This is a genomic window from Kitasatospora sp. NBC_00374, assembly GCF_041434935.1.
Taxonomy (GTDB): Bacteria; Actinomycetota; Actinomycetes; order Streptomycetales; family Streptomycetaceae; genus Kitasatospora.
Map to the genome: position 1 here is coordinate 1027478 of NZ_CP107964.1, position 26731 is coordinate 1054208.

The window sequence follows — 26731 nt, forward strand, 5'->3', positions numbered from 1 at the left end:
GGCGGGCACCGGCCTCAGGAGGGGGTGTTGAGGAGGTCCTCGATCTTCTTGCCGTAGTCCCTGGTCGCGTCCTCGGGGCCGGCGGTGCCGGTCGCGATGTCGACGAGCATCTGCTTGACCAGGTTGGCCTTCTCGACGGCGGCCCAGTTCTCGGCCGGGGGCACGCTCCAGCTGTGCTCCAGGCCCTGGAAGTAGCCGGCGCGCTGGGGGTCGTCCGAGGTGAGCTTCATGGTGTTGGCGAGGAAGCCGCCGGCCAGGAACTCCTTCTCCCGTTCGGTGGAGGTGAACTGGCGGGTCCACTCGGCGGCCCACTGCTGGTGTCTGCTCATGGCCGGGACGGCGAGCACCGAGCCGCCCAGGTACGGCGGGACGACCTGTCCCGCCCGGGCGGGGCTGGGCATCGGGAAGGACCCGATGCGGTCCTTGAGGGCCGGGTCGCCCTCCGCGCCGAAGACCTTCACCAGCTGGCCGTTGGTGCTGAAGGACATGGCCGCGGTGCCCGCGGCCAGGGCCGGCGCCGCACCGAGGTCGTTGGCGGTGCGGTCGCCGCGCATCCCGGCGTCGACGAGGGACTTCCAGTTCTTCAGGCCGGCGATCGCCGCCGGGGAGGAGAGATCGGACTTCCACCGGCCGTCCGGACCCCGCGAGGCGATCGACCCGCCGGCGTCGAGGACGAACGGCAGGGCGCCGTACGGGTGTTGGCCCGGCAGGAAGAACGGCGAGAAGCCCCGGTCGTCGCGGTGCCGCTCGGCGAGCGCCGCCACGGCGGCCTGGAGTTCGGCCCAGGTCCTCGGGGCCTGCGTCACCCCGGCGTCGGCGAGCAGGTCCTTGCGGTAGACCACCGCGCGGGTGCCGCCGTAGTAGGGAACGCAGTAGAGCTTCCCGTCGAGGTGGCAGGCGTCGGCCAGGCCCTTCTGCCAGTCGGCGGAGTTGTCGAACTCCGCGGTGCGCGGGGCGAGGTCGAGGAAGGCACCGGCCGCGTTGTACTGCGCGGTCTCGCTGTTGCCCAGCTCGATGACGTCGGGGACGTGGCCGGCCTGGGCGGCCGCGTCGAACTTGGCCAGGTGGTCCGTCCAGACCTGGTAGGCGACGCTGACCTCCACCTTCGGGTACTTCCTGCGGAACTCCGCGGTGGCGGCGTCGACCGACTTCGGCCACAGGGTCTGGGCGTCCGTCTGCAGCCAGACCGTCAGCGTGCCGGCCGCGTCGGCGGGTTCCTGCGCCTCACCGGAGCCGGTGGCGCCGCCGCAGCCCGCCGTGGCGGCGAGCACCAGCGCGGCGAGCAGGGCGCCGCGGGTCGGACGTCTCATGGGTGGTCCCGTTCTGCGAGGAGGGGTGGTGCGGGCGGCGCCTCGGACAGCGCCCCCGTCGGACACCGCCACTGAACCTGTAGCGCGCTCACGCCTCGCAGTCGCGGAAGCGCGCCGAGCGAGGGAGGAGTGAAAGTGTGTCGGCCCGCTCAGCGTGGCCGGGCAGCCGGCTCCGGCCGCGCGCGCAGGCGGATCCGCGCGGCGAGCCTTGCGGCGGCCGTCAGGCGACGCCGCGGATGCGGTGCACCAGGGCTCCGGCCAGCACGGTGACCAGGGCGGTCACCAGGTACAGGCCCGGGTAGCCGCCGAGGTGGGCGACGACGGGGGCGGCCAGCGCCGGTGCGAGTACCTGTGGGGCGGAGTTGGCGATGTTGATCACGCCGAGGTCCTTGGCCCGGGCGGCGGCGGCCGGCAGGACCTGGGTGACCAGGGCCTGGTCGACCGCGAGGTAGATGCCGAAGCCCGCGCCGAGCACGGCCGCCGCCAGCACGGTGGCCGGCCAGGTGGGGAACAGCGCGAGGATCAGCGCGGCACCGGCCATCACCGCGCACGCGAGGACCACCGGTGTACGCCGCCGCCCGGTGCGGTCCGAGACCAGGCCGGACGGGATCGCGGTGAGCAGCGCGGCGCCGGTGTAGACGGCCGTCAGCACCAGCAGGCCGCTCTCCGGGGAGGGGTGGTGCACGGCGTCGGTGAGGTAGTAGAGCAGGTAGAGGGTGCCGATCGCGTTTCCCAGGTTGATCAGGAAGCGGGTGGCGAAGGCCCAGGCGAAGTCCGGGTACCGGCGGGGGCTGACCCAGTAGCCGGCGACGAGTGCCCGCCGGTCGAGGGGCGGCCGGGCGGTGCGCGGCAGCACGGGGTCCGGGTACCGGAGCACGAACGGGAGGGCGAGCAGCACGGTGAGGGCCGCCGTGAGCGCGTACCCGGGCAGCACTCCGGTGACCACCACGGTGACCAGCAGGGCTCCGACCACCAGGCCGAGGGACTGGCTGATGCCGGTCCAGCCGGAGACCAGGGCGCGCTGGGCGACCGGGACCTGGTCGGCGACCGGCGCGGTGACGCCGGCCACGATGGCGTTGAGTCCGGTCTGGGCGAGGCACCAGCCGGCGGTGATCCCGGGCAGGCCGTGCCGGCCCGCGGTGACCAGCAGACCGGCGGCGCCGAGCAGTGCGCCGCCCAGGATCCACGGGCGGCGGCGGCCGTAGCGGGAGACGGTTCGGTCCGAGAGCGCGCCGGCCAGCGGGTTGACGAGCATCGCGACCAGGGCGCCCGCGCCGGTGACCCAGGCCAGCAGCTCGGCCTTGCGGTCGGGGTCGAGCTGTTCGAGCTGGAGCGGCAGCAGGATCTGGATCGGGGTGAAGAAGCCCATGAAGACGGCGAGCGAGGCGAGGCCGAGTGAGGCCGTCCAGCCTGCGGCGACCCGGGTCGTGGGCTCGGCGAGGGCGGCGGGGCGCGGCGGGGTTCCGCTGATGGCCGCCTCCCCCGCACGGTAAACATGAGCACTGCTCGGATTTGCCGAGTGTAGAGGCCCCGGCGGGGACTGCCAAGGTGCCCCGGAGTCCCGCTCCGCCGGGCCTGGGTGCCGGACTTGCTCCTGCGTGCCTGGCGCGGCCTGATGCGGGGACACGGTTCGCGCCCAGAGCGGGTGTTCGAGCCTCGCGGACCGGCGTTCGCGTTCCGCGCGCCGTGCCGACCCGGCCCGGTCGCTCCCTGGTGTCCCGCGGGTGAAACGTGCCACTATGCACCGCACCGGCTGGTCTGTGCTGTTTGCTCACCGGCAGACGGGGCTGGTTGCCGCCGTCCTCACAGGGAGGCCCCTCGATGACCGACGACGACCTGCCGACGCATCTGCTCCGCCTGGGCCTGACGGACCGGCAGGCGGAGACCTACCTCGCCCTGCTCACCATCGGCCCCTGCGACCGCGGGCAGCTCGCCGAGGAGCTGGGCCACCACGGCGCCGAGGAAGACCATTTCCACGGGCGGGAGCTGGACCGGCACCTGGCCCAGCTCCGCAGGATGGGCCTGATCACCGCCGCCGGACCGGACTGCCGCGAACACGTCCCGGTCGAGCCGACCATCGCCCTGGAGTACCTGGCGCACGCCCGCACGGCCGAGCTCCGCCAGGCGCACCAGGCAGCCGTCGCGGCCTACCACGGCTATCGGCGGACCGTCAGCCCGCAGTCCACGGAGAACCTGGTGGAGGTGGTCACCGGTCCGTCCGTCGTGGAACGCATCTGGAACATCGAGGAGGCCGCCGAGTCCGAGGTGCTGCGCTTCGACTCCCCGCCGTACCACACCCACGGCGCCGCGAACCCGGTCGAGGTCGAGAAGCTCGGCCAGGGCGTGGAGTACCGCGTCGTCTACTCCAAGTCCGCGGTCCAGAACGCCGCCTACTACAGTGTCAACATCCGGCCCGGCATCGCCGCCGGGGAGCAGGCCCGGGTGCTGCCGACCGTCCCGGTGAAACTGGCCGTCTTCGACCGCCGCGTGGCCGTCGTGTCGATGTCGTTCGTCGAGGCCGAGGTCAACGACTCCCTCCTCGTCGTCCACCCGTCGAGCCTGCTGTCCGCGTTGACGGGGCTCTTCGAGACCGCGTGGCGCACGGCGCTGCCCATGCACCTCAGCGACCGGGTGCCCCCGGCGCTCAGCCCCCTCCACCGCCGCATCCTGGAGCTGCTGGCCACCGGCGTCACCGACGAGACCATCGCCGAACTCCTGGGCATCAGCCGCCGTACGCTCTCCCGGCAGCTGGAACAGCTCAACACCCGGGCCGGATCGCTCACCCGGTTCCAGATGGCGCTGCACGCGGCGCGCCGCGGATGGATCTGAGCCGCGGGAGCGGCAGACGGGTCAGGGCGCCGTCCCCCGTGGTCCGGCGGTGCCCTCGGCCTGGGCGGTGGCCCGCGCGTGGGCGGCGGCCCGGATCGGGGAGGGCCCACAGGCCCAGACCATGATCCGGCCGCCGGTCCGCGCCACCGGGCGGTCCCAGGCCGCCCGGACCAACCAGGGCCGGTGAACGCCGAGTTCGGCCCTGGCCCAGTCCGGCAGCAGGCCGATCGAGGCGTTCGTCAGCAGCCGGACGGCGGCGCGCTCGCGGCGGCTGCGACCGAACCCGCGCAGCAGCCGTAGCACGTCCAGGGCGGGCTGCGTCACCCGTAGCTCGGGCCTCGTCCGGGCCAGGTAGGCCGCCGCCTCGGCGCGGGAGGCCGGGATCTCGGTGGCGCCCAGGCGTTCGGCGACGAGCGCGGCCTGCGCGAGGTAGTCGTCGCACTCGGCGGCGGTCAGCGGGGTGGCGGCGAGGGCCTGGTATCCGGTCAGGAAGCAGTACACCTCGGCGGTGTGCACCCAGGTGAGCAGCTCCGGGTCGTCGGCGCGGTAGGGGCGGCCGTCCGGTGCGGTGCCGTGGATCCGCGGATGGATCTTCCGCACGCCCGCGATCGCCCGCTCGGCCGCCGCCGTCGAGCCGAGCGTCGTGGTGGTGACGAAGCGGGCCGTCCGGTTGAGCCGCCCGGTCGGGTCGGCCCGAAAGTCGGAGTGGGCGTCGACGGCGGCCATCGCCAGCGGGTGCAGGGACTGCAGCAGCAGCGCGGCGAAGCCGCCCACCAGCATTCCGGCCGGGTGCCCGTGCACCCGCCACACCACGCTGTCCGGGCCGAACAGGCCCGGGTCCCCGGCCGGGCGGTCGTAGCGCTCCAGGTGCAGGTCCTGTCCGTGCACGGTCGCGTTGATCTCCGCCAGCAGGCGGGCGCGCAGCGCGACGAGCGGGGTACGCCACCCGGCGACACCGTTCTGCGACCTCATCCTGGCCCGCCCCTCCTCGCCCCGGCCCACCACAGTACCGACCGCGCGGGCGTACCGGGCCTGCGCCGTCGGACTCGGCCCTCCGGGGTACGCCCCTTGACACCCCGTCGGGAGTACGTACGGCCGTCCGGGTCCGGCTCATGACATCCCCGCGGGGGGCGGCGGGGGCCGATCGGGTGGCAGGAACCGTGTCCCACCGCGGAAGGCCGGTGCGGGACTCGTGGGCGCGGTTGAATCCCACGGGCCCCCGAACGTCAAGAGGAGGATGACCGCGATGACCGGCGAAGAGATCCTCCTGGGTATCGCCCTGACCGTCGCCCTCGCCACCGGCTCGCAGATCCTGGCGAACAAGCTGCAGGTCCCTGCCCTGATCATCCTCCTGCCGGTCGGCTTCACCGTGGGCGCCCTCACCGACGTCATCCATCCCGGACGGCTGATCGGGCCGGACTTCCCCGCGCTGGTCTCGCTCTCGGTCGCGGTGATCCTCTACGACGCCGGTCTCGGACTGAACCTGCGCAACCTCACCGGCGAGACCCGCAGGATCGTGGGACGGCTGCTGATCTTCGGCATCCTGATCACTTTCTTCGCCGTCTCGGGCATCGGCCCGGCACTTTTCGGCATCCCGCTCAGGGTGGCGGCGATGATCGGCGTGATCCTCGTCGTGTCGGGCCCCACCGTCGTGGGCCCCGTGCTCGAGTACGTCCAGCCGACGGACAAGGTGCGGCGCATCCTGGTCTGGGAGGGAACCCTGACCGACCCGATCGGCGGCATCCTCGGCGCCGTCGTCTTCCACGCGGTCGCGACCTCGGGCCGGATCGACATCGGCCGGGGCTACCAGATCGGACAGTTCCTCATCAGCATGGGTGTCGGCCTCGCCGGGGGCGCCGTCGGGACCGCCCTCCTCTGGCTGGCCCTGCGCAAGCTGCGCCTCGGCGAGACCCTCGGCACCCTGGCCCAGCTGGCGACGGTCGTCGTCGTCTCCGCGGGCTGCGACATCGCCCGTGACGACACGGGCCTCATCGCGGCGATCGTCACCGGACTCGCCGTCACCAACCTCCCGGGCCTGGACATGCCCGCCCGCAGGCCCTTCTTCGGGACGCTCGTCCAGCTGATCATCGGGCTGCTGTTCATCTCCATCTCCTCGGCCGTCCCGCCGTCCTCCGTGACGCCGGTGCTCGTGCCGTCGCTGGTGCTGATCGCGATCCTCGTGCTGGTGGTGCGCCCGCTCGTCGCGTACGCGGCCGCCCACGGTTCGGCGCTCACCAGGGGAGAGTGGGGCTTCGTCGGATGGATGGCTCCGCGCGGAATCGTCGCGGCCTCGACCGCGTCCGCCTTCGCATCGGCTCTGGTGGAGAAGGGCCTGCCGGGCGCCGCCAAGATCCTCCCGATCACCTTCCTGGTGATCGTCGGAACGGTCCTGCTCTACGCCCTGACCGCCGCGCCCGTGGCCCGTCGGCTGGGCGTCGTCCGGCCGACGCGGACCCGGCCGCTGCTGGTCGGCGGCGACCCGTGGGTGATCGGCCTGGGGCAGGCCCTCGAGTCGGCAGGACTCGACGTGCTGATGTGGGCCGGGCTCGACGAGGAACGTGAGGAGATCACCGCCGCCGGCATCGAACTCGCGCACGGGGAGATGCTCGCGACCGCGACCAATCCCCGGGCACGCCTGGAGGGCGTCACAGCCGTGTTCCTCCTCACCGACGACGACGACTTCAACGCGCTCGCCTCGGTCGTGGTCAAGGACAACGTCCAGGGCCCCGTCTACCGGGTGGGACCGCCCCGCGGCAGCCACGGTGTGGTCGCCCCGTACACCGGGGGCGACATCCTCTTCGGCCGGTCACTCGTCCGCCACCTGCTCGCCGAACGCTACCGGCGGGGTGCCCGTTTCCTGCTGCAGCCCGGCTCCGTACCGATCCCGCCGGGCCACGACGTCCTCTTCGTCATCCGACCCGACGGCCGGCTGGACCCGGTCACCGAGACCAGTGCGATCACCCCGCTGCCGGACGACACCGCCGTCCTGCTGAGCCCCGCATGATGTCCTGGGCCACCCGCTTCCGGCTGCGGCAGTACGCCAAGGCGAGCCTGTGGATCGTCCCGCTGCTCGGGCTCGTCCTGGGCGTCGCCCTGGCCGAGGCGGCGGCCGCGGCGGAGGGGTCGTCCTGGCTGCCGAGGACCTGGGACTACTCGGCGACGACCGCGAGCAGCGTCCTCAGCTCCGTCGTCGGATCCATGATCGCTCTGCTCGGCTTCGTCGTGACCATCGGCGTCCTGGTCATCCAGCAGGCCACCGGCACCCTCTCCCCGCGCTACATGCGGCTCTGGTACCGCGACCGGCTGCAGAAGGCCGTCCTCGCCACCTTCACCGGCACGTTCGCGTTCGCGTACACCCTGCTGCGGAGCATCGAGACGAACTCCGTCCCGAACCTCGGCGTGACCCTGGCCGGGGTCGCCGTCTCCGTCAGCCTGCTGCTCCTGCTGATCTACCTCAACCGGTTCACCCACAACCTGCGGCCGGTGGCCATCGCCGACATCGTGGGACGGATGGGCGAACGGGTCCTCGATCGCGCCGCGGCGCATGTCCGGGGCTCCGCGGCGCCGGGCGGCGCGCCTGCGTCCGACGGCCCGGTGGCCCGCATCCGGTCCGGACGCGGCGGTGTCATCCAGGCGTTCGACGCACGCGGCATGGCCGCCCTCGCGGCCCGGCACGACTGCGTCCTCGTCCTGGCCGCCTCCGTCGGCGACTTCGTCCCTCCCGGCGCCACGATCGTCGAGGTCCGCCACGGCAGGTCCGCGCCCGACCCGCGCCGGGTGGTCGGCCTGCTCGCCCTCGGGGCCGAGCGGACGATCGAGCAGGACCCGGCGTTCGCCCTGCGCATCCTGGTCGACATCGCCATCCGCGCGCTCTCCCCCGCCGTCAACGACCCGACCACCGCCGTCCAGGTGCTGAACCACATCGAGGCGTTCCTGCACGCCGTCGGCCGTGCCGGCCTCCGCAGCAGCTACGTGCTCGCCGACGACGGCGGCCGGCCGCGCGTCGTGGTGCCGGGAAGGGCGTGGGCGGACTACCTCGACCTGGCCGTCACCGAGATCCGCGAGTACGGCGCGACCTCCCTCCAGGTCTGCCGACGGCTCAGGGCCCTCCTGGACCATCTCCTCACGACGCTGCCCGACGAGCACCTGTCCGCCGTCCGGGCCGAGCTGGAACTCCTCGACGCCACGGTGGACCGGGAATTCACCGACCCCGCCCGCCGCGCCGGCGCCCGGACGCCCGACCCCCAGGGCATCGGCGGCGGACGGCATCCGCGGGGCACCCCACCCCCCGGTCCGTAGGCGGTCCCGCGAAGCCCACGCCCCACCCCGACCTGGCCCAGCGCACGGCTGCGTCCCGGGCCGGCCCGCGGGCGGCGGACCGCGACTCATCCTCGGGGTTCGCGCCCTCCACGCCGAACCGGCCTGACGGAGAGGGCGGGCGCCGCAGGCACGGGCGCCGTCGAGGGGCTCAGGGGTTCCGGTCGGAGCCCTCGGCCGGGAGCTCGTAGACGTGGTCCGGGGTGATGACGGAGGTGATCGCCCGGGCGAAGAGGGTGCTCGGCTCGAAGCCGTCGTGCAGGATGGCGGTGTTGAGCAGGAGCACCATGGTGGCGTCCTGCTCCGGCAGATACATCGTCACGCTCTCGTAGCCCGGCAGCGAGCCGTTGTGACCGATCCAGCCGTGGGTCCGGAAGAGGCCCAGCCCGTACCCGGCGCCGTCGTACCCGGGCACGGTGATGAACCTCTCCCGCTCCGCCTGGGTCGCCGGGGAGAGCAGGGTGCCGGTGGCGACCATCTTGGCCCAGCGGTGCAGGTCGTGCAGGTCGGGGCGGGTCCCGTCGGGCCGCCGCCGTCCCGTATCGTCCCTGGTGAGAAGCCCGGTCCGGCCGTGGCGATCACAACAGCCGGTGGTGGACGAGGGAGCGGAGGGCGCAGCCGATGCGCAACCGACGACGGGTAGGCAGGGGCGGGCGCGCCGTCGTGGTCTACGGGCTGCTGGTCGCCGCCCTGGCGGTCTGGGCCGCCGCGGCGCCACTGAGCAGCGACCCCTTCGACACGTCGAACGCCCTGCCGCACCTGGCACTCGGGCTGGTGGCGCTCCCGTCGGTGCTTCCCCTGATCCTGTCCGGCGCCGGGGCCTCGCTCGACGGGGGCACCTTCCTGGTCCTGGTCGTGGTCCTCGCCTGGGCGGAGGCCGCCGCCGTCCACTGGGGCCTCACCCGGCTCCGCGCCCGCCGGCTCAGAACCTAGGAGCGTGGGTCAGAGTAACTGTCGTAGGTGCTTGCTACCGTCGTCGCGTTACGAAGATCCTTAACTCAGGGGGTTGTTGTGGGCGACAACGGCATGCGCGCGTTCGGTATCGGCCTGTTCGACCGGTGGACGGCCATGTGGAACGGCGACCTCGATCTCGTCAACGAGATCATGGCGCCCGAATTCGTGCTGCGTTATGCCCAGGCGGGCACCGACGCCTTCGACGAGATCCGCACCCCGCAGCAGCTTGCCGAGACGGTCGCTGCCTGGCACAAGTCCCGCACCGGGCTTCTCTTCGCAGCGGAGGGGACCGCCACAGTCGATCTCGCGCCTGCCGACGGCGCACCGACCGGACTTGTCGCGCGCCCCTACCTTGCGAGCTTCGCGGCCGAGGACGGTGGGAAGGTCGCCAGGAGCGGAATCGACATCCTCAGGGTCTCCGATGGGTTGATTGTCGAGGTCTGGTCGGTCTCATCCGGCGCCGCTGGCCGGACTTTCTACCGCTAGGAGCGTGACTCCGTAGCCGGCAACCCGAGTGCGGCTTGTGATCATCCGTGCGACATCATCCCGGTATGCGTGGTGGGGATGGGTTGTCGAGCCGGTCGAGAAGAGGCAGCCGCAGGGCCGTGGGGCGGCGGTGGACAAGCGGTTCGGGGCGTTCGATCCGCACCAGGTTCTGCTGCTGCCCCCGTCGCTGGACGACTGGCTGCCCCATGACCATCAAGCCCGGTTCGTCGCCGACCTGGTCGACGAGGTGCTGGACCTGGGACCGGTCCTGGCCGACTACACCGAGAAGCGCCCGTGTACCCCACCGTGCCACCGCGGGTCGAGTACACCCTCACCGAGCCGGGCCGGGCCCTACGGGTGACGATCTCCGGGCTGTGCGACTGGACCCACCACTACCTCGGTCACATCGAGGCCTCCGCCACCGCTTCGACGCCTGACGGGCGGACAGCGGCCCGCGCCCGGGATAGCTCCGCTCTCGTCGGCGCGTGCGCGGTGCCGCCGGACCGGTGACACCGGTGGTGCGCCTTCCGTACGGCGGTCGGCTCACCCGGGAGAGTGATGGTCCGAGGCGGACGCAGCCGGCCGAGGACGGCAGCGCACGAGGCCGAAAGGGGAATCCTTGGAAGGGTATACGGGTGGGGGCCGCCGAGCCGCGGTGCTCGCCGGCGTTCGGTCGACCCTGGCGACGGGAGTGCTCCTCACGGCCTACTACCTGTTGCCCCTGGACTCGGCCTTCACGATCGGCACGGTGCTCGCCCTGGTCGGTGGACTCGTCGCGGTGGCCCTGCTCCTGTACTGGCAGGTCCGGGTGATCACGAAATCCCTGCAGCCGCAGCTACGGGCCGTCGAGGCGGTGGCGACGGCTCTCCCCCTCTTCCTGCTGCTGTTCGCCGCGGTGTACTACCTGCTGGAGCGCAGCACGCCGGAGAGCTTCAGCGAGCCGCTGACCCGGAGCGACGCGCTGTACTTCACGATGACCGTGTTCAGCACGGTCGGCTTCGGGGACATCAGCCCGCGCAGCGAACCTGCCCGGCTGCTGGCCACCGGGCAGATGACGCTCGACCTGGTGCTGATCGGCGTCGCGGCCCGGCTGCTGGTCGGCGCGGTCCAGGAGAGCCTCCGGCTGCGGGGTGCGGCTTCGGCCGACGGCGGGAACGGCGGCTCGTCCGCCGCGAAGTGACCCTCCGCCGGCTCGTCGTCCCGGAGCCGGGAGCCGGAGGTCGGAGCCCGGTGCATCAGGGGCTCTGCGGCTTCGTGGGCAAGGTCGTCGCCGAGGGCGCCAGCACCCACAGCAGGGCCCGGCCGGTCAACGGGGTGGTGGCGATCAGGGTGAGGTAGACCTCGGCGATGGAGCCCTTCGCGGTGAGGGCGTCGGAGCCGCCGAAGAGCTCCGCCAGCAGGTAGACGGCGGCGTCGACGATGAGCCAGGAGGCGAGGTTCGCCCCGATCCACCACTTCCAGCGGCTGGTGACCTTGCGGAGCACCACGGACTGCGACAGGCCGAGCAGCGGGCCCAGGGCGAGCGACTGGCTGGCGGCCAGGAGGTAGGCGGTGGACGCGTTCTTGTGGGTGTTCTGGGCGTCGATCACGGCCGGCATGATCACCAGAAGCCAGGCCAGCAGCGCCGGACCGACGTTGGCGGTGACCCACTCCTTGCGTGGGACGGGGACGCGCTCCCGGACGACGAGCCACTGCAGCGAGCCCAGGACACCACCGAACAGCGCGGCCCCGAGGGTCGCGATGACGAGCGCCACAACCACGTGGCCACTGGCGAGGGAGAGGTGGAGCACGTTGCCGCCCAGCAGGGCCAGGAGGAAGCCGACGGTCAGCACGGTGACGAAGGCGATCGTGTTGTACAGGATCCACAGCCGGTACAGGCGAGCGTCCCACCCGTTCGACGACACCACCTGTTGGTCGGCCCCGGACGCGTTCATCCGCCTCATCCTCCGGTCTGCGTGAGCCCCTAATGAGTGGTGTGCATCGTGAAGTGGCAGGTCACGGGCCTGGTGTGCGTCGGCGTCGGGGTGCTCACGCTGGTTGCGGGCGGATGACTTCGGTGAAGATCGTCGGTCAGCGGGCGACTTCCCGGTTCGTCAGGACCAGCAGGGCCCGCACCAGCGCGGTCGCCCACTTCGGGTCGGTGCGGACCTTGCCGAGCACGCGCCAGTTCTTCAGGTGCGCGAAGCCGTGCTCGACCGGGGCCCGGACCGCGGCCAGCGCCTTGTTGGACAGCTTCTGCCCCCGGGTAAGAGGCCGGTTGCGGGCCGCCTTGTAGCCGGTGATCACCGCCGGGTCGGCGTCCGGGCCGCTGTCGTCGAGGCCGAGGAAGCCCAGGTCGGCGATCGCGCCGAGGCCGGCCGCGCGCAGATGGGCGGTCAGTTTGTCGTGGCGGCACGCGGTGATCTCCGAGGTGCGTCCGGGGCGGACCGCGCTCACCCAGACCAGGCGGCCCTTGTCATCGGTGAGCGCGATCACGAGCAGGCCGTGGCATTTGTGCTTGCCGGAGTAGTTCTTCCGGTTCTCGGTCCCGGTGCGGCGGCGGGTGCGTATCAGAGAACCGTCCAGCAGGACCACCCCGCCACCCGATCGGGCGATCTTCTTGAGCGCGCGGTCCAGGCGCGGGGCGCGGGCGGCCAGCAGGCCGACGACCTCGCGCACCCACCGGGTCACGGTGGTGCGGTGCACCCCGTTCCCGCCGGCCATGTCGCCGGGCCGCTGGTCACAGCGCAGCACCGCCAGCACGATGCCGGCGATCCTCCCTGCCGACAGGGCCCGCCACCGCGATCCGATCTTCTTGCAGTGGCCGCGTATCAGGTCGGCGAGCCAGTTCAAGGTGGCACTCGACAGCGGCAGGCGGGCGGTGTAGACAAGACCGTCGGGGCCCTCGACGAGACCGTTGTTTTTCTTCACACCAAACTCAACTGCCGCCGGGGGCCCTCCGGTTACGCCCTGCGGCGTGCAGGACCTGGACGGCTACAACCGTGCGGTGAACTTCCCGTCGCCGCGTTTGTGCAGCCAGCCGCGGTCCGCGAGCTTGACCAGCTTCGCCCGCAGCGGCTCCAGCTTCCCGCGCACCTCCACCTGAAGGCCCAGCTCTTCGCCCACTGCCCGCACCTGCACCGGACCGCCGACGGCTCGCACGATCGCCAGGATCCGGCGGTAGTCGTCGGGCAGCGCGGTCTCGTCAACGCTGTCGCCACGGTGCGGGACCAGCAGCATCGCACGCCCGCCGACCTGCGCTGACGCCGGTGCGACGGCATCCCGTTCCCCAGCTGTCCGCTCGCTCATCCGCGTCAGGACCCTCTCGGCGACTGCGAGTTCGTCCCGCTCGGCCTTCACCTCGTCCAACTGCTTGACCAGCTGTTCTTCCAGCTCGTCCAATTCCGCGCGCCGCGCGGCGATCCGTTCCAGTACCTCGGGGCCCACCATGCCCGGGAGCGTAGGAGCATCGCGGGCTGGAACGGGCCAGAACCCACGAAGACCTCCCTGCCCGACGATCTACACGGCAGACTGCCGCGCGTGACCAGCACGAGCACCGGGGCACGGAATCACACCAGGCCCGTGACCTGCCACTTCACGATGCACACCACTCAATGAGGGGCCGCTCTCCGCCCTGTCCCGACGGTGCTCCTGCTCCTGCTCGACCGGTCCTCCGATAGACGGAGATCAGGACGATGCCGATGACGAGGCATTCGGAGTCGGCGATCTGCAGATCGAGCAGGCCGCGATCGTCACCGCGGCGATGGGAACGAGCAGTGTGAGCAGTCCCCTCACCGGGCCGCCCCGCCACGGGTGCGGCCCGGTCGGCTGTGTCGTCCACGGGCCGCGAGCGGTTCTACGCACGTCCGGCCACCGCGCCGCGGCGGCTCCGGGCGCCGGGTCACAGGGGTCACGCGACCTCGGTGGCGGCCTGCCGGACGGCCTTGTCGATGTCGTCCGTGCTCACGTCGAGCTCCTTGGCGATCTGCTTCTCGGCCTTGAGTTCGGCCTTGTCGAGGGCCTGCGAGAGCGTGTTCGCGCCGACGATGACGAGGGCGGCCTGCCCTTCGTCGATGATCTCGCCGAACTCCTTCACGTCCGCCCGGGACATGCCGCGCCACAGGTGGCCGCCCACCCCGCCGACGGCGGCCCCGACGGCGGCGGTGCCGATGATCGCCGGCGGGAACAGCAGGCCGACGACCGCACCCGCGGCGGCTCCGCCCCACGCCCCGTGCCGGGTGGCCGTCTCGTCCTTGTTGACGTGGACCTTGCCGGCGTCGTCCTTGGTGACCACGGACGCGTCGAAGCTGCCCACGGCACCGGCCGAGTGCAGCTCCTTGACGATGTCGTAGTCGGCTCGCGCCGCGGCCTCGCTCGGGTAGGTGCCGATGAAGACGAAGACCGAGTCGGGCTTGGCCATGGTGTCTCTCCTGTTCGTCGTCGCCGCGTTCGGAAGGACACGGCAGGGTGGGTCGTGCGGGTGGAATCGGGGGTGTGGTCAGGACGGCATCAGGTCAGGATCTTGGCCTTGGCCTGTGCGAACTCCTCGTCCGTGATCTGGCCGCGGTTCCTCAGGTCGGTGAGCTTGGCGAGTTGCTCGGCCGGGTCGGCGGTCGCGGCCGTCTCGCGCACGTAGGAGCGGAACTGCTCCTCGCTCTGCTGCGCCCGGGCCAGCTCGCGTTCGCCCATACCCTTGCCGCGGGCGATCAGGTAGACGAAGACGCCGAGGTAGGGCACCAGGACCACGAACACGGCCCAGCCGGCCTTGGCCCAGCCGCTCAGCGAGTCGTCGCGGAACAGATCGCCGATGACCTTGAACAGCAGGACGAGCCAGAGGATCCAGACGAAGATCCAGAAGATGGTCCAGAAGATGTTCAGCAGCGGATAGTCCGCAGCGAGATTCACCGCAGCAGTCATGGGTCTCTCCTGTGCTGGCCGACCTGCCCCACCTGGATCAGCGTGGGCATGACCCTGTGCGGGGACCGGTCGTGGGGTGTCAGTTGGCGGGTTCGACTTCGCCCGGGCGCCAGGTCTTGTCGAAGAACGGCTGCTCGGGGCTGTAGAGACGCAGGATGGCGAACCATCCCTTGCCGGGCACGGTCCGGATCCAGGTGCCGTCGGCCGCGTCCACGGGACGTTCGGGCGCGAGGTGAAGGGTCGTCGTACCGTCCGGGTTCGCGGTGGCGGCGGGACCGGGATAGCTCTGGCTGCCCGCCCAGGGGTAGCGCTGCGAGGTCTGCAGCATGGAGCGGGTCTGGTTGTCGTACAGCGTGACGGACCAGAAGCGGGCGGCGGGGATGCCTGCGGGCAGCGTCAGCCGGTAGGGGCGCGCACCGTCGAAGGGCTCACCGGCGGAGTCGGCGGCGACCATCAGGTACTGGGAGCCGACGCCGGTCAGGCGCATGCACATCGCGGGGCTGTCGCCGGTGGCGATGTAGAAGAACGCGGTGCGGGAGTTCAGGGCCCGTCCGGAAGTCGGCGGGTAGGGCCTGAGGCCGCCCTCCGGGCCGGTCTCGGGCGGCGGGACCGTCCAGTCGTAGCCACCGACGAACAGCGGGTTGTACCAGGCCGAGCCGTCGTAGTACGCGAAGCCCTCCTGCTCGCGGGCGCGCAGTCCGACCGCGCGGGCGGCGGCATTGCCGATCGCGACGGCGTCCTCCAGCAGAGCACGCATCCGCCGGTCGGGCTTGAAGGCGCCCCCCTTGGCGATGCCGATCGCGCGGAACGCCCCGCCGGCCTCCGGGTCGCCCGACTCGGCGGGCTGCTCCTGGACGAGGGTGTCGAGCAGCTCGTAGAAGGAGAAGTCGTTCGGGGGCAGGGTGTTCATCGCCAGGCCGGTGCCTTCGACGAACACGGGCGGATCGGCGGTGGTGAGCGGCGCGAGCGGCGCCCTGCCCTGAAGGAACGCGCCGATGCTGCTGCCGTAGCTGCCGGGCGGGTAGGGGTGGATCCGCAGGGTTTCCTTGATCCGCGCGACCGTCGGCGCGGGGTCGCCGCCCTCCAGGAACGCCCGGCCCAGCACGATTGCCTGCCACGTCGGGCAGCGGTAGACGAACGGCCCGCCCTCAGGCACCGGACCGTCGTAGCCGGGCGGCAGCAGGACGTACGTGCCGCCCTGACCGCGGTCCGGGCCGGGCAGCCCGAAGTCGGTCACCCAGCGGAACCACATGTCGTCGATCGTGCCCAGGCACCCCGGCGGGACCCGCAGGGCGACCGGCCCGTCGGTGAGGTCGAGGAAGCTCAGGAAGTACACGGTGTCTGCGTTGCCGGTCAGGAACAGCGACGCGCTGTCCATCAGCCCGGAGAACAGCAGAACCTGGTTGTCCGCCACCCCCGCGTCCAGGAAGCCCTGCCGGATCGCCCGCACCGACACCCCGGGCAGACCCGCCAGAAAGGCGTTCACACCCTGCGTCAGATCGAGCTGGTCGAAGACCTTCTCGCACGTGCCGGCGTCCGGGATCCCGTCGGTGAACCGCAGCGCACCGATCCGGGTCTCCACCGCGTCGGGCGTCGTCACCGACAAGGGAGCCTTCGCGAAATCACCCATGCCTTCCATCCTGCGTAACGCCACGGATCCCCGCATCCGCCGGTCTACCGGCGGCCCTCCGCCTCCGGCTCCGGCCGACGCGCCGGTCACTCCCGAGTGGGACGGCGATCGGCCGTCCGGCCGCGGTGTCCCTGTTCACCGGGGCCTCGGCTGCTGCTTCGAGCTCGGCGACGGCGATCGCGACACCGGGCGCCGCCGCGATGTCGACCGGTGCGCGGCGGTCACCGACCCGCCTGTGCTCCGTCCTCGCCTGCGCCGGTACCGATGCCCTGACGGTCTCCGATCATGGCGACGGCACGCTGGTCCGGATCCGCGAACGTGCGCTCGACCGCGGCATCCAGTCGGCGGATCTCCCTCGTGACCGCTGCCCGGTTCCCGGCCTGCACGGTCCCCAGGAGACCGTCCAGCAGCGCCCTGAGCCGGCGGCACACCTGGAGTGACGTCACGCCGAAGTCGCGGATCTCGCTGACGGCGAGCTCCAGGTAGTCCCCCCAGGACCGGTCCGGCACGACCAGCAGCGGCCTGCCGTGTCCGTCGCTCACGACGTGGCGCCGGCGCAGTGTGGCGGTGTCGAGGGTGTGGAGGAAGGCCTCGATGTGGTCGAGGACCTGGACGGCGGTGGTCGGGTCGTTGACGGCGGGGGACAGCGCGCGGGTGGCGATGTCGACGAGGACTCGCAAGGCGAAGGCCGGGTCCTGCTCGATGGTGCGCTCGACGCCGAATGCGACCTTTCCGCGCACTCGACGGGGGGCGAGGCCGGTCGTCGCCCCGCCGTGGATCCGCGCGAGGGTGGCGCCGGGCGGCAGGAAGTCCCCGACGGGGTGGGCCAGGACGATGGTGCACTCGTGGCGGACCGCGAGGGCGATCAGCCCGTTGACGTCGATGGCCTGGACGGCGCCACCGTGTGTGGCGGGGACAGGGATCATGGGTCCTTCAGGCAGTGCCCGGCCGTCGAAGGCGGTCGCGCGGGGGCCCGCCGCCGTCAGCTCGACGATCAGGCTCCGACCCAGGCGCCCGACGATGGCGGCGATCGCGACCGGCCGCAGGTTGTGGGTGAAGCGGTTCAGGTAGACGAGCAGCAGCACGAGGCTGACGGCGACGCCCAGACCGGCCAGGGTGACCCCAAGGTCCGGCACGGTCTCCGCCCCGATCGAGGTCAGCAGGGAGAAGGCGAAGGCGAAGGTCGCGGCGAACGTGGCGAGGACGGCCTTCTGCAGGTGGTCCCGGTACCACAACCGCATGTATCGCGGCGACAAGGTACCGGTCGCCTGCTGGACGACCAGGACGCCGATCGTCACCACGAATCCCAGCAGGGCGATCATCGCCCCGACGATCGAGCTCAGCACGCTGCTGGCGGTCGACTCGGCGTAGGTCCAGCTCGACGGCAGTACGCCGGTGCCGTCCACCACCACCGCCCACCGGGCAAGAAGCGCCCCGAGGATCAGACCGAGCGTCGGCACCAGCCACAAGCACCCTTTGACGTACTGCCAGAACCGGAACCGGGCGGCCCAGGACAACATCGCGCAACCCTTCGCTCAGGCACGGACAGCCGGCAGGGCCCGACCTCCGTGACCGCAGACGGCGGACACGCGGACACGGACCCGCCTCCGTGCTCCGGTGACACGGCGCCGGGCCGACCGCCCGGCGCAGGCCTCGCCTGGCAGCCCTGGCCACCTCGTCCGGCTCCCGTGACGGCCTGCCAGAGGCAAGTGTGGTGGAGGACCGGATACGGAGAACGGCAGCGACACGCTCCCGCCCCGGACCCCCGCACCCCGGCCGAGCACGACCTCGTGCGAACGACCGGGCCAGGCCCGCGGACAAGCCACGGCCGGGACGACACCCGGGAGGGAGGGCGGATGCGCAACGTCCGTCCGGCGAGCAGCATGGTGGCATGGCCGAACTCGTGATCGGCTGTGCTCACCACGCGGCGAGCTCTCCCGCTCACCACCACCCGACCATGGCGGCCACCCACCGCAACAGCCACCGGGTCAGCACGGGAACCGGTCAGAGGATGTGAGGAAGATGGCACGGTCGGACCCTTCCGACGCTCCGGCGCGCGCTCGCCGGTCGGCCAGGCTGGCGTTGGCCTGCGCGCTGAGCGCGGTGGTGGTGCTGGTGGCCGCGAGCGGCCCCGGTGGTCTGCTCGTCCTGGTGGTCGGGGTGGTCGGCGCGGCGCTCATGGCCGTGGGTACGTGGTGGGTGCTGGCCCATCGCGGGGCCCTGCGGGTGGCCGGGCTGCTGCTCGTGATGGCCGTACCGGTGGCCGTCCTGGTGATCTACGCCCGGGCGGACGTGTGGCCCGAGGCGCTGGCCGCCTTCGCCCTGTGGGCGGTGGCCGCGGCGTGCGCACGGTCGGCGCTGCGCGGGGCACGGCATCCCCAGGGCATGCGGGCGGTCCCCTCCGCACCACCCCCCCGGCATCCGGTACTGATCATGAATCCGAAGTCCGGCGGCGGCAAGGTCGGCCGGTTCGGCCTGGTCGAGAAGGCCGAGGCGCTGGGCGCCCGGGTGGTGCTGCTCGACACGACGGTCAAGACGGACGTCGCCGCGATCGCCCGTCAGGCGGTGGCCGAAGGCGCGGACCTGCTCGGGGTGGCCGGCGGCGACGGCACCCAGGCCCTGGTGGCCGAGGTGGCTTCCGAGCACGACCTGCCGTTCCTGGTGATCTCCGCGGGCACCCGGAACCACTTCGCCATGGACCTGGGCCTGGACCGCGATGATCCGGCCCGCTGCCTGGACGCGCTGACCGACGGTGAGGAGCTCCGGATCGACCTGGGTGTCGTGGGCGGCCACACCTTCGTCAACACGGCCTCGTTCGGCGTCTACGCGGACATCGTGCAGCGCCCGGAATACCGGGACGCCAAGGCGGGCACAGCCCTGAACGCCCTGCCCGACCTCCTGCTCGGTTACACCGGCCACGCCCTCGACGCGGCGATGGACGAGATGCGGCTGGAGGCCCAGCAGGCGCTGCTGGTCAGCAACAACCCCTATGCCGCCCCCGAACCGATGGCCGCGGGCGGGCGCAGAGTCCGGCTCGATCTCGGCGTGCTGGGGGTCTTCGGGATCCGGGTGAACAACGCGGCCCAGGCGGCCGAGGTCGCGCTCCGAGGTGCCAGAGCAGCCGGCCTCCAGGTCCTGACCTCCCGCCGGATCCTCGTCGGATCGGACGCGGAGCGGATCCCGGTCGCCGTCGACGGCGAGGCCCTCACCATGCCCACGCCCGTCACCTGCACCATCCGCCCGGGCGCCCTGCGAGTCCTGGTACCCAGGCTCCGCCCGGGCGCTCCCCCGGCCACTCCCCCCATGCACTGGCGCGACGTCGTCACCCTGGCCTTCACCCGGCCGCCGCCGGGCGCCGAGGACCGCACCGACGGGGCCCGCGCCGCGTGACTCGGACCAGGTCACCGCGTCGGCGACGGCCGTCCGACGTGCGCGGCGGGCGGGGCGCACCCAGGCTGGGGTGGGGAAGACAGGGCGTGAGACGACCTGGGGGGTGAGCGACAAGGAGCGACGATGACCAGTCCAGCCGAACGGGCACGACGCGGGCGCGCGGAGCGCAAGCACCTCGGGCGCGCCGAGCACGGGCCGTGGATCGCGGCGTCGGACAGGCCCGATCCCGTCGCGGTGCTGGTGCGGGAGGCCGCCGACCGGGTGGCCGAGCTGCTGCCGATCCGCTACGGCCGGATGGCCGCGTCCCCGTTCGCGTTCCTGCGCGGCTCGGCCGCGGTCATGGCCGCCGACCTCGCCGCCGTACCGAACACCGGCCTGACCGTCCAGCTCTGCGGCGACGCGCACCTGATGAACTTCGGCGTCTTCGCCTCACCCGAGCGGGCGCTGCTGTTCGACGTCAACGACTTCGACGAGACGCTGCCCGGCCCGTTCGAATGGGACGTCAAACGCCTCTCCGCCAGCGTCGCGGTGGCCGCCCGCGAGAACGGGCAGGATGACGACCAGGCGTGGCGGGCCGCCCTGAACGCCGTCCAGGCCTACCGGCTCGCGATGCGGCGGCTCGCCGAACGGGGCGAGCTCGACACCTGGTACACGCGTATCGACACCAATGCCCTGCTCCCTCTGATCGAAAAACCCAAACGGCGCAAGCAGGTGGAGGCGACCCTGGCACACGCCCGTCGGCGCACCAGTCTGCAGGCGCTCGCCAAGCTCACCGAGATCCGGGACGGCCGCCGGCGCATCGTCGACGACCCGCCCCTGCTGGAGGTCGTCAGCCGGACCCGACTGCGGACCGTCGGCAAGATCTTCAGCGAGTACCGCAGCACGCTCCCCGAGGAGCGCCGCGTCCTGCTGGACCGCTACCAGCTCGTCGACGCGGCCCGGAAGGTCGTCGGGGTGGGCAGCGTCGGCACCCGCTGCTACATCCTCCTGCTGACCGGCCGCGACGACCAGGACCCGCTCTTCCTCCAGATCAAGGAGGCCGGACCATCGGTGCTGGAGGACCATCTCCCGGCCGACACCCACGACCACCACGGGCACCGGGTCGTCGCCGGCCAGCGGCTGACGCAGGCCGCGAGCGACATCTTCCTCGGCTGGGTGACCGGCCCGGCCGGGCGCCACTACTACGGCCGGCAGCTACGGGACATGAAGGGCTCCGCCGCCGTCGAGACCATGACCCCCGCCGTGCTCCGCCGGTACGCCGCGCTGTGCGGCACCGCGCTGGCCCGCGCGCACGGCCGGACCGGCGACCGCATCGCCATCGCCGGATACCTCGGCAAGGGCGACACCTTCGACAAGGCCATCGCCGACTTCGCCCTCCAGTACGCCGACCAGACGGTCTCCGACCATGCCGCCCTCACCGCCGCCATCGCCGCCGGAGACATCCCCGCCACCCCGGGCATCTGAACCGGAGCGCCGGACGGCCGGATCTCCACCAGGTGGTGGCCCGGCGATGTCCGCACGTCGTCCTACAGTCGGGTCGCATGACGACCCTGATCACCGATGCGGGCCCGACCGCACCCGACGCGACGATCACCCGCACAGGCGGCGTGCCGCTGGCCCCGCCCGGCACCGCATGGCCGTTCTGTGCCATCTGCGCCGGGCCGCTCAAGTTCCTCGCGCAGATCGCCCTGGACGCGTCCGGCGCCGCCGTCGCAGGAGGTGACGGGCGGCAGGCCCGCGTGCTGGCGCTGTTCGCCTGCCAGAGCCGCCCGGGCCGCTGCCAGGACTGGGACGCCCGTTCGGGTGCCAACCTCGCGCTGCTCCTCCCGGCCCGCGGTCTGCGCCGATCCCGCTGCCCGGCACCGGTGAGGACGAGGATGCCGACGACGTCCTGCTCCTCGGCGCCACCCGCACCGCCGAGCCCCAGGTCCTGGCGGATGCCCCGGACTACGACGGCGCCGGCACCGCGTGGGCGGCGCGGACCGGCCGACCCCGGAACCACGTCCTCGGGCAGCTCAACGGCACACCGGCCTGGCTCCAGGACGACGAGACGCCGGCCTGCCCGACCTGCGGGGAACTGATGCGACTGGCCGTTCAGCTCCAGGAGGGGCCCGATCCCGTCACCGCCATGAACTTCGGCGGCGGCCGCGCCTACGCCTTCACCTGCTCCCCCTGCACCGGCGCGGCGTTCCTGTGGCAGTGCTGAGGTGCCGTCGGGTCGGCCCGACGAGTTGTCGGCCAGCGTTGCTCGGGAACTGTCGGGGGCCGGACTGGGTAGAACCCTGTCAAATCCCGGAAGCAGGAAGGCAGGGCCATCATGACGGGGAACGCGGAGGTGCCGGTCTCCTGCACGCGCCTCAGGGATCTGCTGCCCGACTACCCGTCGAACCTGACGGGTGAAGAGGTCGACGCGGCCCGCGACCTCTACTGCGCCGTGCGCAGTGACACCACCGCCCGGTACCGCCGCGACTGGCGGACCAGCGACCTGGACGCTTCCGCCGCCGACGCGGCACGCTGGTACGCCGCCACCGACGAGATCCTGCGCGTCATGGAGGGCATGGTGGAGGAGGAGCGTCGCGCGGTTCGGGCTCTGTACCGGAAGCCCGGCGTGCTGCCCCGCGCCTTCTGGAAGGCCCGCCGCGCTCCGGGGAACCGGCGGCGCGCCAGACACCACGGCACCATGGAACGCCTGCGCGACCGCGCGCTCACCGCCTACCGGGAGTACCGCGAGCAGGCAGGTGACCTGACCCCGCTCGTCCAGGCCGAACGTGAGCGCCACGAACGGAGGCTGCACGAGCTCCGAGCACGGATGGAGGAGGAACGGCGCGAGCGCGAGCCGGGGGAGCGCGCGGCGCGTGCCGCAGCGATGACCGGTGCTCCCGGCGAGCCCGTCTGGGCGTACACGGTGCACGAGCACACCAGCACCCTCCCCCGTCGCTTCGAGATCTCCTTGCAGACCGTCAGCGAGGTGCGGGACACCGGAAGAGGCCTGGTACGGACGGGGCTCACCCCCGAAGAGGTCCAGGCGGCGCTCACCGAGGAGCGCGAGCGGGACAGGTACATCGCGGTCCTGTGGTCCCGCGAGACCGGGCTCGCGCTGCGCGAGTGGCACGAGAGCGGCAGGGAGACCGGAGCCTGGCAGGAGCTCACCGGCGTGCTGGTCGACCCGTGGCCACGGATCACCGAGCAGAGCCGCTGGAAACAGCACTTCCACGGGCCGTCCAGCAACTACTTCAGTCCAGGTGGGTTCGGCGCCTGATGCCGTATCGGTCGGCCGGCTCGGCCGGGGCTACCGACCGTTACGAGTTCGGGTGTTCGACCTCGGACGGTCGGGGGCGTCCCATCAGGGACAGGCCGCGCTCGGGTTCGAGCGCCGTGACGATGGGTAGTCAACTGCGTACTGAACGTAGACGGCAGGAGCGAATCGGCATGATCGATCAGCCCGCAGTGACGGCGCAGACCGACGACAGCACCCCGGCGCCGTACGCGGAGGCCGACACCATCTTCCACGGCGGGGAGATCGTGACGGTGGCCGCCGGCGCGGACGAGGCCGCCCCCGGGCCCGAGGCGGTGGCCGTGAAGGACGGTGTCATCGTCCACGTCGGCGACTACCGGGAGGCCGTCTCGCGTTGGCAGGGCCCGCGGACGCGGCTGCGCGACCTGGAGGGTCGCGCCCTGCTCCCGGGGTTCATCGACGCCCACGGCCACCTGGGCGGCATCGGCCTGCAGGCCACACTCGCCAATCTGCTGGCCGACCCCGACGGGGACGTCACCGGTATCGACTCGCTCCGGGAGAAGCTCTGCGCGTGGGCGGACACCCCGGTGGGCCACGCCTCCAAGTGGATCATCGGATTCGGCTACGACGACGCCATGCTCACCGAAGGCCGCCACCCGACCCGCGAGGACCTCGACAAGGTGTCCACCACCCGACCGGTGCTGGCCATCCATCAGTCCTTCCACCTCGGGGCGGTCAACAGCCTCGGCCTGCAGGAGCTCGGTTACACCAGGGCCACGGCAGACCCGGACGGCGGCGTCATCCGCCGTCAGCCCGGCGCCGTGGCCCGGCCGTTCGGCGAGCCCAACGGCGTCCTGGAGGAGACCGCCTTCTCCCCCGCCTCCGCAAAGGCGACCATGGGCCTGCCGTCGACCGCACTGGCCGCCCTCTTCAGCAAGGGCGTGACGTCCGCCGCGAGCTTCGGCTTCACGACCGTCCAGGAGGGCGGCGCCACGCTGGAGAACCTCCAGGCGCTGCGCGACGCCGCGGCCGTCGAGCCGTTCAAGATCGACGTCGTCGCCTACGCCCGGGCCGACGAGGCCGTGGCATCACCGGAGGAGGACCCGGTCCGCGCGAGCCGGGAGTACGAGCAGGGCGTGCGGGCGGCGGGTGTGAAGATGTACCTGGACGGGTCCCCGCAGGGCAGGACCGCCTGGCTCACCAAGCCCTACAAGAAGCGGCCGGAAGGCACACCCGAGGGCTACTGCGGCTACCCCACCGTCGAGGACACCAAGGTCGTCCTGGAACAGGTGCGCACCGCGTACGCCAAGGGCTGGCAGGTGCTGGCGCACGTCAACGGGGACGCCGCGATCGACCAGTTCATCGACGCGGTCGACGACGCCACGGACGAGGCCGGACCCGGCGACCGGCGAACGGTGGCGATCCACGCCCAGACCGCCCGCAAGGACCAGATCGCGGCCTTCGCCCGGCTGGGCGTCATCCCGTCGTTCTTCTCGATGCACACCTTCTACTGGGGCGACTGGTACCGCAAGACCGTCCTGGGCCCCGAGCGGGCCGCGACCATCTCCCCGGCCCGCTGGGCCCTCGACCAGCAGATGATCTACACCTCGCACCACGACGCCCCGGTGGCCCTTCCCAACTCGATCGCCATCCTGTCCAGCCAGGTCACCCGCCGCACCCGCACCGACAAGGTCGTCCTCGGCCCCGAGCAGTGCGTGTCGGCCCTGGACGCGGTCAGATCCATCACCATCAACGCCGCCCACCAGTACTTCGAGCAGGACCGCAAGGGCAGCATCGAGGTCGGCAAGCTCGCCGACCTGGTGATCCTCTCCGCCAGCCCCCTCACGGTCGGCGAGGAGGCGATCAGGGACATCACGGTGGCCGAGACCATCAAGGAGGGAGCCACCGTCCACCCCGTCACCGCCGTATGCGTCGAGGACTCCGGGGCCGGCACGGCGGCCCTGTCATTGGCCAACTACCAGTGGCACGGCTGCTGCTGACAGCTCGCCGGATCAGGTGGGCCGCCGGGGCGCGAGGCAGCCGACGGAGGGGTGCGGCGAGCAGGCAGATCACGGATGAGGTTTCGACGCCCGCGGTCCCTCCGGCGACGGTGCGCGCACGCCCGATGCCGCAACCTTCGACGGAGTGCGCCGACCGGCAGGTGTCACGAGGCGGTGGCGACCGGCAGAGCAATTCCGATCCAGGGCGTTTCGGAATTACCTTCGATACCCGGTGGAGCGTAATTTAAAATTTCACCCGCCGCTTTTCAGAAATTTGTGCGCGGTGTATGGACGTGGGCGAAACCTGTCAGTAACTTACCTGCGAGTAGCAGCTGTGGCCCGGCTCGCACACCCCACCCGTTCCCTCTCCCCCAGGAGGAACCGTGCTCCGCCCTGCCCAAAAACGCCGCACGACCCGCACCTCCCGGAAGTCCGCCCTGTTCGGCGCGGCCGCGCTGGGCGCGACCCTCGCGCTGACCGCCACCAGCGCGCAGGCCGCCACACCCGCCCCCCACCACTACGTGGCCCTTGGCGACTCGTACGCTGCCGGCGCCGGCGTGCCCGGCCAGTCGGCCGGCCTCTGCCTGCGCTCCGACCACAACTACGGAAGCCTGGTGGCGTCCGCCCTCAAGGCCGGCTCGTACACCGACGTCACCTGCTCCGCCGCCAAGCTGAGCGCGATGACGCAGGCCCAGTACGCGGGCCTGCCGTGGGGCAACACCCCGCAGCTGGACGCCGTCACCGCAGACACCGACCTGGTGACCATCGGCATCGGCGGCAACGACCTCGGCGTCAGCCCCCTCGGGATCGCCGAGGTGATCGCCACCTGCATCGGCGGCACGGTCGTCAACCCCGGCGGCACGCCCTGCAAGGACGTCTACAACCACGGCCACTGGGACTGGTCCAGCTGGTCCTGGCAGTACGGCAGCGACGACCTGGTCGACCGGATCAACGGCGCCTCGCCACAGCTGGCGGACGTGCTGAACCGCATCCACACCACGGCCCCCGACGCCCGTGTGCTGGTGGTCGGTTACCCGACCGTGGTGCCGGCCGACGGGTCGACGTGCATCGGGGACCAGCCGGTCACCCGAGGCGACATCGAGTACCTGCACGACACGCTAGGCAGGCTGAACGCCATGCTCAAGTCCACCGCCGCCGCCAACGGCGCCACCTACGTGGACACCGCGACCCCGACCACGGGCCACGACATCTGCTCGGACGACCGCTGGATCGAGGGCGTCCTGCCCGGCGCCCCGGCCGTCCCCTTCCACCCGAACGCCACCGGCGAGCAGGTGATGGCGGACGCCGTCCTCGCCGCCCTGCGGTGATCCCACCGCCCCGATAGCCCGGCCGACCCCGAGGGGGCGGTGACCGCACCCCGGTCACCGCCCCCTCGGCCATGCCGCGGCGGGGCGCCGAAACCGCCCCGGCGTCATCGGCGGCTGCTCAGCCGCCAGGCGGGCTGCGCGACCGGACTGAACCATCGGCAAGCGATTCGAAATGCTTCGAAGGCCATTTCGGGGGCATTCGCAGCATGCCGAATTGCCCGACCTGCATCGCATCAGGCGGTGGTTTCGGCGCGCCTTCCTTCTGCGGCGGTAAATACCTACCGCGCTGCGCCGATGAACGGCGGTATCAGCGCACAGGTGTGCCTCGCCGTCGTCGGGTCGAGCGCGTCGAGCCT

23 protein-coding genes and 2 pseudogenes are annotated in these 26731 nt (G+C 72.0%); 14 read left to right on the forward strand and 11 right to left on the reverse strand.

The genetic code is table 11. The features are described from left to right. Positions 1–14: 14 nt before the first annotated feature. Both OG871_RS04770 and OG871_RS04775 read right to left on the reverse strand, forming a co-directional pair. Complete coding sequence (locus OG871_RS04770) at positions 15–1310, reverse strand: extracellular solute-binding protein (protein ID WP_371494404.1); 1296 nt, start codon at positions 1308–1310, stop codon at positions 15–17. Between the two features lie 220 nt (positions 1311–1530). Then, positions 1531–2781, reverse strand: coding sequence for an MFS transporter (locus tag OG871_RS04775; protein WP_371503212.1), 1251 nt, complete (start codon positions 2779–2781; stop codon positions 1531–1533). A gap of 350 nt (positions 2782–3131) precedes the next feature. On the opposite strand from OG871_RS04775, the gene OG871_RS04780 reads away from it, so the two are divergent. After that, the gene (locus OG871_RS04780; protein WP_371494405.1) at positions 3132–4139 is read left to right on the forward strand and encodes a helix-turn-helix domain-containing protein; all 1008 of its coding nucleotides are present in this window, start codon (positions 3132–3134) and stop codon (positions 4137–4139) included. 21 nt (positions 4140–4160) lie between these two features. On the opposite strand, the gene OG871_RS04785 is transcribed toward OG871_RS04780, so the two are convergent. Next, complete coding sequence (locus OG871_RS04785) at positions 4161–5111, reverse strand: oxygenase MpaB family protein (protein WP_371494406.1); 951 nt, start codon at positions 5109–5111, stop codon at positions 4161–4163. A 274-nt stretch (positions 5112–5385) separates the two neighbouring features. Between OG871_RS04785 and OG871_RS04790 the strand changes: the two genes are divergently transcribed. Then, positions 5386–7143 carry a cation:proton antiporter gene (locus OG871_RS04790; RefSeq protein WP_371494407.1) on the forward strand — a complete coding sequence of 586 codons (1758 nt, stop codon included), beginning with the start codon at positions 5386–5388 and terminating at the stop codon, positions 7141–7143. Next, complete coding sequence (locus OG871_RS04795) at positions 7140–8438, forward strand: DUF2254 domain-containing protein (protein ID WP_371494408.1); 1299 nt, start codon at positions 7140–7142, stop codon at positions 8436–8438. The genes OG871_RS04790 and OG871_RS04795 overlap by 4 nt, the downstream gene beginning before the upstream one ends. Positions 8439–8607: 169 nt before the next feature. On the opposite strand, the gene OG871_RS04800 is transcribed toward OG871_RS04795, so the two are convergent. Next, positions 8608–9174, reverse strand: coding sequence for a serine hydrolase (locus OG871_RS04800; protein WP_371494409.1), 567 nt, complete (start codon positions 9172–9174; stop codon positions 8608–8610). Between OG871_RS04800 and OG871_RS04805 the strand changes: the two genes are divergently transcribed. The 5 genes and pseudogenes from OG871_RS04805 (at position 9078) to OG871_RS04825 (ending at position 11076) form a co-directional block, all read left to right on the forward strand. Further along, positions 9078–9389, forward strand: coding sequence for a hypothetical protein (locus OG871_RS04805; protein ID WP_371503531.1), 312 nt, complete (start codon positions 9078–9080; stop codon positions 9387–9389). The genes OG871_RS04800 and OG871_RS04805 overlap by 97 nt on opposite strands. Before the next feature lie 78 nt (positions 9390–9467). Further along, positions 9468–9896 carry a hypothetical protein gene (locus OG871_RS04810; RefSeq protein WP_371494410.1) on the forward strand — a complete coding sequence of 143 codons (429 nt, stop codon included), beginning with the start codon at positions 9468–9470 and terminating at the stop codon, positions 9894–9896. A 43-nt stretch (positions 9897–9939) separates the two neighbouring features. Next, positions 9940–10200 (forward strand): annotated as a pseudogene (locus OG871_RS04815) (hypothetical protein); the annotation flags it as partial. Continuing rightward, positions 10182–10333 (forward strand): annotated as a pseudogene (locus OG871_RS04820) (winged helix-turn-helix transcriptional regulator); the annotation flags it as partial. The pseudogenes OG871_RS04815 and OG871_RS04820, both read left to right, overlap by 19 nt. Positions 10334–10587: 254 nt before the next feature. Then, a complete protein-coding gene (locus OG871_RS04825) occupies positions 10588–11076 on the forward strand; it encodes a potassium channel family protein (RefSeq protein ID WP_371494411.1) in 489 nt (162 codons plus the stop codon). Positions 11077–11131: 55 nt separating this feature from the next. On the opposite strand, the gene OG871_RS04830 is transcribed toward OG871_RS04825, so the two are convergent. From OG871_RS04830 to OG871_RS04860, 7 genes are all read right to left on the reverse strand, one after another. Further along, entirely contained in the window at positions 11132–11830 is a 699-nt protein-coding gene (locus tag OG871_RS04830; protein WP_371494412.1) for a hypothetical protein, read from the reverse strand. Between the two features lie 136 nt (positions 11831–11966). Beyond that, entirely contained in the window at positions 11967–12806 is an 840-nt protein-coding gene (locus OG871_RS04835; RefSeq protein WP_371494413.1) for a transposase family protein, read from the reverse strand. A 63-nt stretch (positions 12807–12869) separates the two neighbouring features. Further along, complete coding sequence (locus OG871_RS04840; protein WP_371494414.1) at positions 12870–13325, reverse strand: hypothetical protein; 456 nt, start codon at positions 13323–13325, stop codon at positions 12870–12872. Between the two features lie 460 nt (positions 13326–13785). Continuing rightward, positions 13786–14295 carry a DUF1269 domain-containing protein gene (locus OG871_RS04845; RefSeq protein WP_371494415.1) on the reverse strand — a complete coding sequence of 170 codons (510 nt, stop codon included), beginning with the start codon at positions 14293–14295 and terminating at the stop codon, positions 13786–13788. Between the two features lie 89 nt (positions 14296–14384). Next, a complete protein-coding gene (locus tag OG871_RS04850) occupies positions 14385–14792 on the reverse strand; it encodes an SHOCT domain-containing protein (RefSeq protein ID WP_371494416.1) in 408 nt (135 codons plus the stop codon). 79 nt (positions 14793–14871) lie between these two features. Continuing rightward, positions 14872–16422 (reverse strand): DUF1254 domain-containing protein, encoded by a 1551-nt coding sequence (locus tag OG871_RS04855; RefSeq protein ID WP_371494417.1) that lies wholly within the window; start codon positions 16420–16422, stop codon positions 14872–14874. A gap of 221 nt (positions 16423–16643) precedes the next feature. Further along, positions 16644–17942, reverse strand: a complete 1299-nt coding sequence (locus OG871_RS04860) for a DUF2254 domain-containing protein (protein ID WP_371494418.1) — start codon at positions 17940–17942, stop codon at positions 16644–16646. 502 nt (positions 17943–18444) lie between these two features. On the opposite strand from OG871_RS04860, the gene OG871_RS04865 reads away from it, so the two are divergent. The 6 genes from OG871_RS04865 (at position 18445) to OG871_RS04890 (ending at position 26375) form a co-directional block, all read left to right on the forward strand. Then, complete coding sequence (locus tag OG871_RS04865; protein ID WP_371494419.1) at positions 18445–19812, forward strand: diacylglycerol kinase family protein; 1368 nt, start codon at positions 18445–18447, stop codon at positions 19810–19812. A 123-nt stretch (positions 19813–19935) separates the two neighbouring features. Beyond that, a complete protein-coding gene (locus tag OG871_RS04870) occupies positions 19936–21276 on the forward strand; it encodes a DUF2252 domain-containing protein (RefSeq protein WP_371494420.1) in 1341 nt (446 codons plus the stop codon). Positions 21277–21892: 616 nt separating this feature from the next. Next, on the forward strand, positions 21893–22018 hold the full coding sequence (locus OG871_RS04875) for a hypothetical protein (RefSeq protein WP_371494421.1): 126 nt from the start codon (positions 21893–21895) through the stop codon (positions 22016–22018). Positions 22019–22129: 111 nt separating this feature from the next. After that, on the forward strand, positions 22130–23071 hold the full coding sequence (locus tag OG871_RS04880) for a hypothetical protein (protein WP_371494422.1): 942 nt from the start codon (positions 22130–22132) through the stop codon (positions 23069–23071). 170 nt (positions 23072–23241) lie between these two features. Then, positions 23242–25047, forward strand: a complete 1806-nt coding sequence (locus OG871_RS04885) for an amidohydrolase (protein ID WP_371494423.1) — start codon at positions 23242–23244, stop codon at positions 25045–25047. 383 nt (positions 25048–25430) lie between these two features. Further along, complete coding sequence (locus tag OG871_RS04890; RefSeq protein WP_371494424.1) at positions 25431–26375, forward strand: SGNH/GDSL hydrolase family protein; 945 nt, start codon at positions 25431–25433, stop codon at positions 26373–26375. The last annotated feature ends 356 nt before the right edge of the window (positions 26376–26731 follow it).